The sequence below is a fragment of the Marinobacterium sedimentorum genome (assembly GCF_024267675.1).
GTDB lineage: Bacteria > Pseudomonadota > Gammaproteobacteria > Pseudomonadales > Balneatricaceae > Marinobacterium_A > Marinobacterium_A sedimentorum.
The window spans coordinates 280,262-294,730 of the sequence record NZ_JALDYX010000002.1 but is presented as its reverse complement, the minus strand read 5'-3'; the positions used below and the strand labels follow the sequence as shown (position 1 = coordinate 294,730).

The 14,469-nt window shown below is 59.0% G+C and carries 13 protein-coding genes; 10 read left to right on the top strand and 3 right to left on the bottom strand.

Annotated features, from left to right (window positions below):
* Positions 1-274 precede the first annotated feature (274 nt).
* From hmgA to maiA, 3 genes are all read left to right on the top strand, one after another.
* Positions 275-1,579 carry a homogentisate 1,2-dioxygenase gene (gene hmgA / locus MRS74_RS03695; protein WP_254578923.1) on the top strand — a complete coding sequence of 435 codons (1,305 nt, stop codon included), beginning with the start codon at positions 275-277 and terminating at the stop codon, positions 1,577-1,579.
* Positions 1,580-1,590: 11 nt separating this feature from the next.
* Positions 1,591-2,907: a fumarylacetoacetase gene (gene fahA, locus MRS74_RS03690; protein WP_254578922.1), complete on the top strand. Its 1,317-nt coding sequence runs from the start codon at positions 1,591-1,593 to the stop codon at positions 2,905-2,907.
* A 69-nt stretch (positions 2,908-2,976) separates the two neighbouring features.
* Positions 2,977-3,609: a maleylacetoacetate isomerase gene (maiA, locus tag MRS74_RS03685; protein WP_254578921.1), complete on the top strand. Its 633-nt coding sequence runs from the start codon at positions 2,977-2,979 to the stop codon at positions 3,607-3,609.
* Between the two features lie 195 nt (positions 3,610-3,804).
* Here the strand turns inward: maiA and MRS74_RS03680 are convergent, their stop codons facing one another.
* Positions 3,805-4,341, bottom strand: coding sequence for a VOC family protein (locus MRS74_RS03680; protein ID WP_254578920.1), 537 nt, complete (start codon positions 4,339-4,341; stop codon positions 3,805-3,807).
* 278 nt (positions 4,342-4,619) lie between these two features.
* On the opposite strand from MRS74_RS03680, the gene MRS74_RS03675 reads away from it, so the two are divergent.
* The 5 genes from MRS74_RS03675 to MRS74_RS03660 all read left to right on the top strand — a co-directional run bounded on the left by MRS74_RS03675 (position 4,620) and on the right by MRS74_RS03660 (position 9,292).
* Positions 4,620-5,081: a MarR family winged helix-turn-helix transcriptional regulator gene (locus MRS74_RS03675; protein WP_254578919.1), complete on the top strand. Its 462-nt coding sequence runs from the start codon at positions 4,620-4,622 to the stop codon at positions 5,079-5,081.
* 434 nt (positions 5,082-5,515) lie between these two features.
* Entirely contained in the window at positions 5,516-6,730 is a 1,215-nt protein-coding gene (locus MRS74_RS03670) for a M24 family metallopeptidase (protein WP_254578918.1), read from the top strand.
* A 288-nt stretch (positions 6,731-7,018) separates the two neighbouring features.
* Entirely contained in the window at positions 7,019-7,141 is a 123-nt protein-coding gene (locus MRS74_RS23965) for a hypothetical protein (RefSeq protein WP_256557764.1), read from the top strand.
* Positions 7,142-7,157: 16 nt separating this feature from the next.
* Positions 7,158-8,666 (top strand): sodium:solute symporter family protein, encoded by a 1,509-nt coding sequence (locus MRS74_RS03665; protein WP_254578917.1) that lies wholly within the window; start codon positions 7,158-7,160, stop codon positions 8,664-8,666.
* Positions 8,667-8,764: 98 nt separating this feature from the next.
* Entirely contained in the window at positions 8,765-9,292 is a 528-nt protein-coding gene (locus tag MRS74_RS03660; RefSeq protein WP_254578916.1) for an ACT domain-containing protein, read from the top strand.
* 9 nt (positions 9,293-9,301) lie between these two features.
* Here the strand turns inward: MRS74_RS03660 and MRS74_RS03655 are convergent, their stop codons facing one another.
* Positions 9,302-10,186 carry a LysR substrate-binding domain-containing protein gene (locus MRS74_RS03655; protein WP_254578915.1) on the bottom strand — a complete coding sequence of 295 codons (885 nt, stop codon included), beginning with the start codon at positions 10,184-10,186 and terminating at the stop codon, positions 9,302-9,304.
* Positions 10,187-10,342: 156 nt separating this feature from the next.
* Positions 10,343-11,767: a sigma-54 interaction domain-containing protein gene (locus tag MRS74_RS03650; RefSeq protein WP_254578914.1), complete on the bottom strand. Its 1,425-nt coding sequence runs from the start codon at positions 11,765-11,767 to the stop codon at positions 10,343-10,345.
* Between the two features lie 234 nt (positions 11,768-12,001).
* Here MRS74_RS03650 and speB point away from each other — a divergent pair, with 234 nt between their 5' ends.
* Together speB and MRS74_RS03640 are read left to right on the top strand one after the other, a co-directional pair.
* Positions 12,002-12,958 carry an agmatinase gene (gene speB, locus MRS74_RS03645; protein WP_254578913.1) on the top strand — a complete coding sequence of 319 codons (957 nt, stop codon included), beginning with the start codon at positions 12,002-12,004 and terminating at the stop codon, positions 12,956-12,958.
* A gap of 79 nt (positions 12,959-13,037) precedes the next feature.
* Positions 13,038-14,447, top strand: a complete 1,410-nt coding sequence (locus MRS74_RS03640) for a YjiH family protein (RefSeq protein ID WP_254578912.1) — start codon at positions 13,038-13,040, stop codon at positions 14,445-14,447.
* Positions 14,448-14,469: the final 22 nt, after the last annotated feature.

Here is a 14,469-nt window from a genome sequence, read left to right as displayed (position 1 = left end):
GGGCTGCGCCCGGGATACGCAGGGGCCGACATCCGAGGAGCCCTTCGGCCCCGGACATCAGAACCCAAAATACGACATAAAATACTCTCACAAGAGATAATATAAGGAATTAAAATGCGCTTAAATCTTAACTTATAAATATAAAAACCATAATTCCTGTTGAAACAGACGAGATACGACGCTACATTAGTCTCACTTGAAACCATTAGCCCTAAATCAGCAAGCCTGCAGGCACAGGGCGAGACTGCGACCTAACCTGACGGAAATTCGAATAATGATAGATTCCCGTAAACTCGAATACCTCAACGGTTTCGGTAACGAACATGAAACCGAAGCCCTGCCGGGCGCATTGCCCCGGGGCCAGTTCAATCCCCAGCGCTGTGACTACAAGCTCTATACCGAACAGTTCAGCACCACTGCGTTCACCGCACCGCGCCACAGCAACAGACGCACCTGGATGTACCGCATCCGCCCGTCAATCGCCATGGGTGATTTCAGCCCCATGGAGAAAGGCCTTATCCGCACCGCCCCCATTACCGAAGTGGATTGCCCGCCCAACGTGCTGCGCTGGGATGCGCTGTCTATCCCTAAGGCAAACACCGACTTTATCGACGGCATGATCACGGTCGCTGCCAACGGCGATGCCCGCAGTCAGGTCGGCATCGGCATTCACGTTTACTGCGCCAATACCGGCATGGGCAACCGTTTCTTCTACAACGCCGATGGCGAAATGCTCTTTGTACCCCAGCAGGGCGCGATTCTCGCGTATACGGAACTGGGGGTTCTGCATGTGCAACCCGGCGAGATACTGGTCATCCCCCGTGGCATCAAGTTCAAGATCGAACTGCCGGAAGGGCCGGTACGCGGCTTCATCTGCGAAAACTACGGTGAGGCACTGCACCTTCCGGAGCGTGGCCCGGTTGGCGCCAACGGCTATGCCAATGATCGCGACTTCCAGTATCCGGTGGCCTGGTTCGAAGATGTGGATGGGGATTTCGAGGTAATCGCCAAGTTTTGTGGTGGCCTGCACCGCGCACCGCAGGGCCACTCCCCGCTGGATGTCGTCGCCTGGGTCGGCACTTCTGCCCCCTACAAGTACGATCTGTCGCGCTTCAACGTGATCAACACTGTGAGCTTCGACCATCCGGACCCGTCCATTTTTACCGTTCTGACATCACCCAGCGGCAGCCCAGGCGTGGCCAATGTCGACTTCGTAATTTTCCCGCCGCGCTGGATGGTCGCCGAGAACACTTTCAGGCCGCCCTGGTACCACCGCAATATCATGAGCGAGTTCATGGGCCTGATCGAAGGCGTCTATGATGCCAAGGAGAAAGGCTTTGAAGCCGGCGGCATGAGTCTGCACAACTGCATGACGCCCCATGGCCCGGAGGCAGCCGTGTTTGAAAAAGCCAGCGCCGCAGAACTGAAACCGGAACAGTACCAGGACACCCTGGCATTCATGTTCGAGTCACGTTATGTGATCGCGCCCACGCGCCATGCCCTGGAAACCGATGCCCGCCAGCACGACTATGTTGACTGCTGGTCCGGACTGAAAAAATACTTTAACGGCGACAAATAAGGCCCTACACCATGACAACTCTGAACGAAACACACGACAGCACGCTCACCAGCTGGGTGGCCTCCGCCAATACCGCCGACAGCGATTTTCCGATCCAGAACCTGCCCTTCGCCAGCTTTCGTCGCCGTGGCAGCGAGGAAGCCCTGCGCGGTGGCGTCGCCATCGGTGACCAGGTACTGGATCTTGCCGCCGTAGCAAAGCTCACCATTATTGACGGCCTTGCCGGCGAGGCGCTTGGCGCTGCCAGCGAACCCACACTGAATCGTTTCATGGGTATGGGCCAGCCGGCCTGGTCGGCGCTGCGCCTGGCTCTGTCCCGCGCCTTGCGCAGTGGCTCCAGCACCCAGAGCGCGCTGGAAAGCTGCCTGACTGCCCAGGCGGATGTGGAATATGCCATGCCCTGTACCGTTGGCGACTACACCGACTTTTATACCTCTGTACATCACGCCACCAGCGTCGGTGCCCTGTTCCGCCCGGACAACCCGTTGCTGCCAAACTACAAATGGATTCCCATCGGTTACCACGGCCGGGCGTCCTCCATTGATGTCTCGGGCCAGAGCTTCCACCGCCCGAAGGGGCAGACCAAAGCACCCGATGCCGCGGAGCCGAGCTTTGGTCCCTGCAAGCGCATGGACTACGAGCTGGAAGTCGGCATCTTTATCGGCAGCGGCAACGCCCTTGGTGAGCCGGTGACTATTGAACAGGCGGATAATCATGTGTTTGGCCTGTGCCTGCTCAACGACTGGTCTGCACGGGACATCCAGGCCTGGGAATATCAGCCGCTGGGGCCTTTCCTGGCGAAAAACTTCGCCTCAACCATTTCGCCCTGGATCGTCACCATGGAAGCGCTGGCACCCTATCGCCAGGCCTTCGCGCGTGACGCCGCCGACCCCCAGCCGCTGCCCTACCTGAGCTCTGAGGCTAACAGCCAGAGCGGTGCACTGGATATCAAGCTTGAGTGCCTGCTGCAAACCCAGCAGATGCGTAACGCTGACCAGGCCCCAACACGGCTTTCAACCTCCAGCTTCAAACATTCCTACTGGACCATCGCTCAGATGGTGACACACCACACGGTCAACGGTTGCAACCTGCGCCCGGGCGACCTGCTGGGATCAGGCACCCAGTCCGGCCCAAAACCCGAAGAAGCCGGCTCCCTGCTTGAGCTGAGCGCTGGCGGTAAAAAACCGATCAATTTGCCCAACGGTGAAAGTCGCACCTTCCTCGAAGATGGCGATGCCATCATCATGCGCGGCTTCTGCGCCAAAGACGGCGCCGCGCGCATCGGTTTTGGCGAAGTGATCAGCACCCTGTTGCCTGCAAGAATCTAACCCGTAGGAGCCGCGCCCTCGCGGCGAAAGCGCGAGGCGCCGCTCCTAGGAGCCTGTGAAGGACCCGTTATGGAACTCTTTACCTACTTCCGCTCATCCGCCGCCTACCGTGTGCGTATCGCACTCAATATCAAGGGCATTGAGCACCGGCTTACGCCTGTGAATCTTCTGACCGGCGAGCACCATGGTGAAGCCTACCGCGCACTGAACCCCCAGGGACTGCTGCCAGCGCTGAAACTCGATAGCGGCGAACTACTCACCCAGTCCACCGCCATTCTCGAATACCTGGAAAGCCTGTACCCGCAGACCCCACTGCTGCCGGCCGATCCTGTCGCAGCAGCACAGGTACGGGCCTGGGCCAACCTGGTCGCCTGCGATATCCACCCGGTCGATAACCTGCGGGTACTGAAATACCTGAAAGACACCTTGAATATAAGCGACGACGACAAGACCGCCTGGTACCTGCACTGGATTCGTGAGGGTTTCGATGTCCTTGAAGAGCAGCTCGTTGCAGCACCCTTCTGCCATGGCAGCGGGGTCACGCTGGCGGATCTGTACCTGATTCCGCAGGTCTACAACGCGCTGCGCTTCAACCTGGACATGTCGGCCTATCCCAAGATCCGGTCGATCTGGGACGCCTGCAACGCGCTGCCCGCCTTCGATGCCGCGCGCCCCGAGAGCCAGCCGGATTCGACGATCTGATACGGCGCCCGCTTAGAAGGACTTAAACCGCAGGCGCCTGGTCCCAGAGACATAGGGGTGGTACCTCTACACTGCTACGAAAAGGCCATTCGCCCGCACAGCGGGCTCCCGCCACACTGCCCTCATGACCCATAAACAAAGGCCCCGCCACTGTTGAGCAATGGCGGGGCCTTTGTGTTAGAACGGCTTGTTGGATCAACCGGCAAACTCATCGGCATGCAACCAGGCGGCATGGTCGACGGCCTTTTTGGTCTTGCTCCAGGCTTCAAGCATTTCCGGAGCCAGTGCGTGCAGCCGATCTATCTGACCGGGCTTGTCAGTGCGCACCGTCAGTTCCAGGCGGTGGCCATTGGGATCGAAGAAATAGATCGACTTGATAATCTCGTGATTGGTGGGCCCCACTACCTCGAGTCCCTTGGCCTCGAGCTCCGCTTTGGCGTCCAGCAGCGCCTCTTCGCTCTCGAGTTCGAACGCAATATGCTGCACCCAGGCCGGGGTATTGGGGTCGCTACCCATCTCTGGTGAATTCGGCAACTCGAAAAACGCCAGGATATTACCGTTACCGGCATCCATGAACAGGTGCATGTAGGGATCGGGTTCTCTGGTCGAGGGCACCTTGTCTTCGGAGATCGCCAGAATGAAATCCATGTTGAGGTAGTGCTGGTAGAACTCGACGGTTTCCTTGGCATCTCTGCAGCGATAAGCAACGTGATGGATCTGCTTGATGTTCATGCGGGTCTCTCCGGCGGCTTGATTAACTAGTCTCATTTGAGAATAAATATACTCTCATATGAGACTAGCTGTAAAGACCCTGCTTTACCCATGCCTTTATCAGATCTACAAACTCCTGTTGTTTCGATGCCGCTGTAGCCATAACGCAGCGGGTTGAAGGAGATTGGCCGGTGAACAGCGCTGCACAACCCCTGCGTGGACGCCGGCCTCGCTCAATTGCAGAAAACCATCTCAGATGAGAAAATACCCCAATCAAGTGCGAGTCCGGAGTGGAAGCGATGCCCGAACAGTCCAACAAATCCCTGATCCTGCAACAGTTCATCCCCTACCGGATGGTCAACCTGTCCAAGCGGATCAGCGACAACCTGTCCCAGATCTACAACAGCGACGAATTTGGCGTCACCATACCTGAGTGGCGCATTCTCGCCCGCCTCGCCGAGGATCAGCGTCTCAATGCCCGAGATATCGGCCGCATCACCCAGATGGACAAGTCCAAGGTTTCGCGGGGCGTAAAGCAGCTCGATGACAAGGGATATCTGATCAAGGAGAAAGACGCCCAGGACAATCGCGTCACCTATTTATCACTCTCATCCTCCGGGCTTGCGCTCTACCACGAACTCGCGCCCCAGGCTCTGAAATGGGAAAGTCGTCTGATCAGCGCGCTGGATACCAGCGAATACCGCGACCTGATGCGCATCCTCGAAAAACTCGACCGCCAGATTGACGCCATGCAGGGGTGAGCTCCACTTCCGTAGACACCCCCTTGTCACGGGTGGCCGCAGCTTCAGTTGCATGCAAGACATCAAGGTCCTGTAGCTGTGCGCAATCAATTCTGGCCTTCAGCGTCGCAGTCACCAACGACTGATCCCCCGCATTCCCTGCCTTCCATTCCCTAGAGTTCACTCAGGCCACTTCAAGGCTGTGGCGTCACAGCTATCGAGCCACAGCTATCAATCCATGCGGATCGAACCCCACCGACAGATGCGCCGCCATCACCTCGCAACCTGTCATTTATATTGTAAATACTTACATTTTAACTATTGATTTTTAATATGGCAGCAGCAGGGATAGGATCAGTTCAAGCCAACGAAACGCCCGGGCACTGCGCCCGTTCAGCCGAAGTGGATATCGTCTGGCCCCACTGTTTCGACAAGAATAACCAGGAGCAAACACAATGCTAAGCATGCCTCAGACCCTGCAGCTGCCCAACGGCGAAAAAGTACGCCCGACCTTCAGCAAGGCAGAACTGCAGTCCCGCCTCGACAAGCTGCGCCGCTACATGGCAGAAAATGATGTCCAGGCCGTGCTCTTTACCTCCTACCACAACATCAACTACTACAGCGATTTCGTCTATTGCCGCTTTGGCCGTGACTACGGCCTGGTTGTCACCCAGGACAGCTACACCAGCATCAGCGCCAATATCGACGGCGGCCAGCCGTATCGCCGCAACCAGCTGGGCGACAACGTCATCTACACCGACTGGCAGAAGGACAACTTCTTCTACGCCGTAAAACAGCTGATAAAAGACGGTGGCAAAATCGGTGTCGAACACGATCACATGCCGCTGCAGAACCTGCACAAGATGCAGGCCGCCCTGCCAGAAGCGACCTTTGTGGATATAGGCGTGCCGACCATGAAAATGCGCATGATCAAGTCCGCCGAGGAAATCGCGCTGATCAAGCAGGGTGCCCGCGTGGCAGACGTTGGTGGCGCGGCCATCCGCGATGCCATCGCCGTGGGCGTGCCCGAGTTCGAAATCGCCCTGGCCGGCACCCAGGCCATGGTGCGCGAAATCGCCGGCACCTTCCCCCACGGCGAACTGATGGACACCTGGGTCTGGTTCCAGTCGGGCATCAATACCGATGGCGCCCATAACCCTGTCACCACCCGCAAGGTCGAGGCTGGCGATATTCTGAGCCTCAACACCTTCCCGATGATCGCGGGCTACTACACCGCCCTGGAGCGCACCCTGTTCGCGGAACATGCTTCCGATCGTCATCTGGAACTCTGGGAAATCAACTGCAAGGTGCACCGTCGCGGCCTGGAGCTGATCAAGCCGGGCGCACGCTGCAGCGATATCGCCGCCGAGCTGAACGAGATCTTCGCCCAGCACGATGTACTGCAGTACCGCACCTTCGGCTACGGCCACTCCTTCGGCACCCTGAGCCACTACTACGGCCGTGAAGCGGGTCTGGAGTTGCGCGAAGATGTCCATACCGTTCTGGAGCCTGGCATGGTGGTATCCATGGAGCCGATGCTGATGATCCCCGAAGGGCGCGCCGGTGCCGGTGGCTACCGCGAGCACGATATCCTGGTGGTGGGCGACACCAGCGCCGAAAACATCACCCGTTTCCCGTTCGGCCCCGAATACAACATCATTAAAGGCTAACAGGCCTTTTACAGGCCACCTGCGCAACGGGAGCGCTCTACCCCACGGGGTGCTCTCGCCGGGGCCCTCCAGCCCCGGTGCACTTTCGGACCTTGGCCTGCGAGCACTCTGTGTCTCCCAGGCCAAGCGCCCGAATCTTCACCACAGCATCCAGCACTTAAACAAGCGCAGCTCAACAAGAGCACCGATACAGAGCCGAAAAATCGCCAATACAGTGCCTACAGCAACAGCTCGACTATAAAAATAATCCGCGGCGAGCACCGCTCCCGCAAGCAAAGGTAACTCATCATGCTCATCAACGCCTGGACCCTGGACTGGTTCCTTATCCTCAATGCCGTACTGCTGACGCTGACCGCGGCGTCCTATGGCTGGCGCGAACTTCGGGCCAATTCATCCGCCTCGGTAAACTGATAACAGGGAGACCGATATGGACACTTATGACTGGCTTAACTGGGGCCTGCTACTGGGCTCCTTCGCGATTCTGATCTATATAGGCTATGCCTCCAGCCGTACGGTAAAATCAGACGATGCAGCCGGATTTCTGGTCGCAGGCCGTTCCCTGGGGCCCTTCGTTGGCGCCGGCACCATCGTTGCCACCGGCTTTAGTGGCTGGGGCTTTATGGGCTCACCGGGCGTTGCATTCGAGTTTGGCGCCATCGAAATCCTCGGCAACTTCTTTTTCGCACCGGCCATGGTGATCGCCGTGCTGTATTTTGCCAGTTTTCTGCGCAAACAGGCCGACAGCCTCGGCAGCTGCACCATCCCGCAATACATTGCACAGCTGCACGGCAGCGGGCCTTTGTCCCGCCTCGTTCAGGGCGTGGCGGCACTGATCTCCATCGTCCTGCTGCTGGTCTTTCTCACCAGCCAGATCAAGGCCGTTGGCCTGCTGGGGGCCTCCTGGCTTGGCATCGATCTTGGCAGCAGCGCAACCATGATGATCGGCGTCATTATTCTCTACACCATGCTCGGCGGACTCGCCGCCGTGGCCTGGACCGACACCCTGATGGTCTGCGGCATGGCCCTGGGCGCCGTTGTCATGATGGTGCAGATGTTTACCGACCTGAGTCCGTCCGAGCTGGTCGCGCGCCTGGATGCCATTGATCCAGGCCTGCTTAACCCCAGCAGCGCCCAGCCCTACGGCGAGAACAAGAGCTCCGTCTTCCTGGTACTGCCCTATGCATTCCTGTTCACCGCGGTACTGCCCTATATGGCGGTGCGCTTTCTCGCGCTCAAGCCCGGCGTCAAGTTCCATCAGGTGGCCATCTGGGTTGCCCCACTGGGCTGCCTGCTGAGCCTGGTGCCGATCGTCGGTCTCTATGTGCGCGCCAAGCATCCGGAACTGGCCCAGGCCGATCAGGCCATGCCCTACTACCTGAGCCACTACCTGCACCCGATACTGGGCGGCATCATCACGCTCTTTATCCTGTTTGCGATGAAATCCACCGCCAACTCACTGCTGCACACCATCTCATCGGCGGCCTCCCACGATCTGCGCCTGGCGCTCTTTCCCAACAGCGGCGCCTCCAACGAAAGAGTCCTGTGGATCAACCGCAGCGCCGTGGCACTGCTGGGCATCACAGGCCTGGTCATGATGCTGTTCGCGCCGCCATTCATGTTGTCGTGGCTCGGTATTCTGGGCACCGGCACCCTGCTGGCAGTACTGATAGGACCGGTATTTATCTCGTCCATCTGGCGTGGGAACAGCTACGGTGCACTGGCGGCCATGTTCTCGGGGCTCATCACCAGCGGCGGCTGTCTGCTGTTTACGGATCTGGGCTGGGTTGAAGGGCCGCTGATCGGCTGCGCGGTATCGAGCTTCATGTACGTTGCGGTAAGCCAGATGACCTTCGCGCTATCACCCAGAACGCAGTCAGCGGGGCTCTCGCAGCAACAACTTCAGGGGCAACCCCGAAACCAGGCGAGCCATGGCTGAAATACCGACTGACTCAACCACCTGAGACCCCGGGGCCCGCTCGAAAGAGACGGGCCCCGGCCGATTTTCACAACCAAGAAATATGGAAAAGCGCACCCATGAATACCACCTGGCTGATTACCCTGGCAGGCCCTGACTGCCCCGATCTGCTGCAGCAGTTCAGTGAAACCATTGCCCTGAGTGAAGGCCTGTTACTGGACCGCCAGCTGGCGGTAATGGACGGCCGGATCAGCGGCCTGATGAAGTTGCAGCTGCCAGAGAGCTATGCCGACTGGGCCTGGCAACGGCTGGAAAGCTTCAGCGCCCAGGGACTGCATATCGTCAGCCGCCAGACCCTGGAGAATGCGCCGTTCGGCGGCCAGCAGTTGTCACTGGCAGTGCGGGGCAGCTTTCGGCTTGGGCTGGATCACGACATCCGCCAGATTCTGGAAAGCCACGGTGCAAGGATTGAGCAGTACAACCAGCATTTCGTTGGCGCGCCCCTGCTGGGCGAACAGGGCTTTCATGCCCGCATCCACGCCAGACTCACCCGCAAGCTGTCGCCGGTGCGCCTGACCTCTGCCCTGAATCGTCTGGCCCGCGGGCTTGAGTTTGATCTCAACACCGAAGACCTTCACCCTGCCTGATGGCAACTGTCAGACCCGGTGTGGCGGATGATACAGCTGACTCTGCTGCAGCCCGTCGCGCAGATATTCCAGCAGGCGGGCGCTGGCCGCCGACAGGCTCGCCACCTCGTAATTGAAACCGATGGTCACATCTCCCAGGGACGGCAGGTGCCCGAGCACCCTGTCGGCCCGCAACATACCCGGCACAGTGTTACTGGCCAGGGCACTGATGCCAAGCCCGGCCTCAATGGCCGACTGTATCCCCAGCAGGCTCGAGGTACAGTACAGAACGCGCCAGGCAATCCCGGCCCTGTTCAGCGCCTCGGTAATATGGTGGCGATAGACGCAGCCCTTGGGATAGAGCACCAGGGGAACAGGCTCCGCCGGGTCAAGCTGAAACCCAGGACCACTGACCCAGGTCAGCGGCTCGACAATGGCATCCCCCGGCAGAATCTCGGACGAGGGGTGCTCATCCATGCTCATCACCATGTCGTAGGCGCCACGCAGGTAATCCCGCCGCAGATTCAGGCTCAGGTCACTGCTGACATCCAGCATCACATTGGGATAGGCGCGGGAGAACTTGGACAGCATCATGGGCAGGAAAGACACTTCGAAATCATTCGGGATCCCCAGACGCACCGAGCCGCTCACCGCCGGGGTCATCAGCTGCGACACGGCGGTATCGTTAAGATCCAGTATCTTGCGGGCATAGCCGTAGAGCATCTGCCCCTCTTCGGTCAGACGCAGCCCCTGGTGACGATTGAACAGCTGCACCGCCAGCAGTTCCTCGAGCCGCTTGACCTGCAGGCTGACCGCCGGCTGCGAGCGCCCGAGCACCTCCCCCGCCTGGGTAAAACCGCCCAGGTCATTGATGGTGACGAAGGTGCGCAGCAAATCCATAGGCAGATTTTTCAAGCAATATCCTCACGCCGTTTTGTCAGCCTGGGCGCACGCTTTAACCCAGGCACCAACATTAACAAATCAAATGCCTCCGGCACCACCATTTGTAATGAATATACTAACTACAGAGGTGCGCCCCTTGAACCCGTGCCGTGCCGTGCCGTGCCTACGCTAGCCTTTGCTCACCTGCAAGCCATGCTTGCGCAGCCGTCGGAACACCGTCGGCTGGCTGATCCCCAGGTAATCGGCCAGCTCATAAGTGGTGTTGCAGCGCTTAAGTGCCTGCTGCAGCAGCTGCCTTTCAAATGCGTCCAGCGCTTCTGGCAATGAGCTGAAACCGCTCCCGGAGTCCAAGTCTGATGCGGGCTGCGCGGACGTCAACGAAGGCGCGGGAGCGGTGCCGCCGGCGCGGAGCACAGGGTCGGGTTCGTCATAGTGAATCACAGTGCCTGGGCTGGCGACATAAGAGCGCTCCAGCACATTCTCGAGTTCGCGCACATTGCCGGGCCAGGCGTAGTGAATCAGCTGATGCCGGGCGCGGCTGTCCAGTACCTTGTGCTGCTGGTAGCGGGCGTTGAGGCGTTCGAGTACCCGCTCCAGCAGCAACGGAATATCCTCCGGCCGATCGCGCAGCGGCGCAATGGTGACCGGCACCACATTAAGCCGGTAGTACAGATCCAGCCGAAAATGCCCCGCCTCCACCTGTTGTTGCAAGGGCTTGTTGGTGGCGCTGATCAGACGGAAATCCAGCACCCTGGGCTCAGTACTGCCAATGCGCGTAACCTTGCCATCCTGCAGCACCTTGAGCAACTTGACCTGCATGGACAATGGCAGATCGCCAACTTCATCAAGAAACAGGGTGCCCTGGTGCGCCTGTTCAATCAGCCCGGGTTTGCCCTGTCGCGACGCACCGGTAAAGGAGCCCGGTGCATAGCCAAACATTTCCGACTCGAACAGATTTTCCGGGATGGCGCTGCAGTTAACCTCGATAAAAGGCCCGTCCCTGCGCGGACTCAGGTGATGCGCCAGCTGAGCAAAGGCCGTCTTGCCGACACCGGATTCCCCCAGCATCAGCAGATTTGCATCCGAGGGCGCCACCCGTTGCAGCAGGGCGTACAGTTCCTTGAGCTGCGCGCTTTTAAACGTCAGCTCCTGCGCCTGTATGACCTCGGCATCGTGGGCAAGGCTGCGCTGCTGCAGCTTTTGCTGCAACAGCTCGTACTCCTGCTGTAGCAGCTGCAGATCGGTGAGGTCCTGGGAAAAACTGATGACGCGATACAGCGCCCCCTTTGCATCAAACAGCGGAAAACCCTCCGCCATCACGGTGCGGCCGGTTTCCGTCGTCTGCATCAGCTGCACCGCCCGGTGACTTTTGAGCACCTGCGCCGAAACCGACGGCTTGAGTACACCCTCGCGTTCCAGGTCGTAGATTGAACCCCCGAGCATCTGCTCGATTTCGCGCCCATAAATGACGGCGCACTTGCTGCCGGCCTTGAGAATACGACCGTCGCCATCGGTGATCATGATGTTGTCACGGGATTTCTCCAGCACCAGTTCCAGCTCAGCGTCAGCCACCGACGTGGTTTTCTCCGTCATCAAGCTCCCTCCGTTTCTGTGTGTTGGCGACAACCACTGTTCTCTGCGAGAGAACCCTGATTCAGTTTTGAATTTTAATTCAATTTAGAATTACAAAACAGACCCTGATAATTCACAACTGAATTAAAAACCCCTAATACATTGAAAATAATAGGTATTTTTATTGGCACGGTTTTCGCTATGTACAAAAGCATTACTCCACCGAACTGAACACAGAGAATAAAAGGTAACCCTATGAAGGACTCCCGCTTCAACCAGCCCCTGGGCGGTAACGAAATGCCCCGCTTCGGTGGCCCCGCCACCATGATGCGTCTGCCCGCCCAGGAAACCGCCGCGGGCCTGGATGTGGCCTTTATTGGAGTCCCCTTCGATATTGGCACCTCCAACCGCCCGGGCGCCCGCCTGGCACCGCGCCAGATTCGCGACGAATCCCGCATGCTGCGCCCCTACAATGTCGCCACCTTTGCCGCCCCCTTTGAAAGCCTGCAGGTGGCCGATATCGGCGACGTGCCGATCAACACCTTCAACCTGCTCAAAAGCATGGACATCATCGAAGCGTTCTACGACGACGTGCTGGAACACAACTGCAAGCCGCTGACCCTCGGTGGTGACCACACCATCGCACTGCCGATACTGCGTGCGCTACGCAAGAAATACGGCCCCATTGGCATGGTGCATGTTGATGCCCACGCCGACATCAACGATCAGATGTTCGGTGAGAAAATCGCCCATGGCACGCCCTTTCGCCGTGCCGCCGAAGAAGGCCTGCTGGACTGCAACCGCGTGGTGCAGATTGGCCTGCGCGGCACCGGCTACAGCGCCGACGAGTTCGACTGGTCCCGTGACCAGGGCTTTCGTGTGGTTCCGGCCGAGGACTGCTGGCACAAGTCCCTGACACCGCTGATGGAAGAAGTCCGCGCCAAGGTCGGCGGCGGCCCGGTTTACATCAGCTTCGATGTCGACGGCCTTGATCCGGCCTATGCGCCCGGTACCGGCACCGCCGAGATCGCAGGGCTGACCGTGCCCCAGGGGCTGGAAATCATCCGCGGCTGCCGCGGACTCGATATCGTCGGCGGCGATATGGTGGAAATTTCCCCGCCCTACGACACCACGGGCAACACCGCGCTGCTGGGCGCGAACCTGCTGTTCGAAATGCTCTGCGTGATGCCGGGCGTACGCTACGACAAGTAGCACTCACTCCGACAGGCGCAACCAAGACGGCGCCTGTCGGAATTTGAGACAATAACTACAATATTCGAGGAATCTCCTGATGAATCAACACCTGGACCAGCAGGAAGCCGCCGGCGTGCTGCTGAGCGACCGCGACTATGCCCACAGCGGGCACGGTCTTGGCGCCTATCTGAAGTTCATCATCCCGTCGCTGATCGGCGTGCTGTTCTTTCTGACCCCCATCCTGGTTGACGACAAGGTCACCATCGGCATGGGTGTACTGGCCGATATGCTGAAAAATGCCACCCAGGACTACCTGCCGGCCTTCGCCACCGCATTGCTGGTGATCTCGGCGCTCGCCGCGCTTGTCGCCGCACTCTTCAAGCCCGCCTGGGCGCAGAAGGACAGCACCCTGGTCGAGGTCTTCACGCCCAAAGGCATTTGGCTGGCGCTACGCGTTCTGGGTGCGGCCTTCGCTGCCATGACGCTGTTTGAAGTGGGTCCTGAATGGATCTGGAGTCGTAACACCGGCGGCGTGATGCTGATGGATCTCACCCCGGTGCTGATCACCTTCTTCTTTTTCGCCGCCATCCTGCTCCCCTTTCTGGTGGACTTCGGCTTCATGGAGTTCATCGGCACACTGGTGCGCAACATTTTTCGCAAAGTATTCAAGCTCCCCGGTCGCTCCTCGATTGATGCCATCGCCTCCTGGCTGGGCTCCGGCACCGTCGGCGTCCTGATCACCACCCAGCAGTACGAGCAGGGGTTTTACTCCAAGCGCGAAGCCGCCGTTATTGCCACCAATTTTTCCATCGCTTCCATCGCCTTCAGCCTGCTGATCAGCACATTCATGGGCCTGGATCATCTGTTCGTGCCCTTCTACCTGACCGTGGTGGTCACGGGGCTTGTTGCGGCCGTCATCACGCCACGGCTGCCACCGCTGAGCTGGAAAAAAGACGACTACAATCCGACTGCGGGCAAGCAGATCAAGGAATACGTGCCCAGGGGCCATTCCCTGTTTTCCTGGGGCCTTGAGCAGGCGGTTCGCCGCGCCCAGACAGCGCCTGGCGCCGGCGCTCTGGGCAAGAGCTGCCTGATGAACGTCACCGATATCTGGTTCGGCCTGCTGCCGCTGGTGATGGCTATCGGCACCGTCTCCCTGGCGCTGGCCGAATACACGCCTATCTTCACCTGGCTGTCCTACCCGTTCATTCCGCTGCTGGAATTACTGCGGATTCCGGAAGCCGCCGCTGCAGCCCCCACCATGCTGGTCGGCTTTGCCGACATGTTCCTGCCAGCAGTCCTGGGCAAGGGTATCGACAGTGAACTGACCCGTTTTGTAATCGCCAGCGTGTCGCTGACACAGCTGATTTACATGTCGGAAGTGGGCGTGCTGCTGCTCAAGTCGAAGATTCCGCTCAATCTGCTGGAACTGTTCGCCATCTTCATTCTGCGTACCCTGATCACACTGCCGTTGATCGCACTGATCGCCCACACACTGGTGTTCTGAACCTGAACCCGCTGCCGCTCAT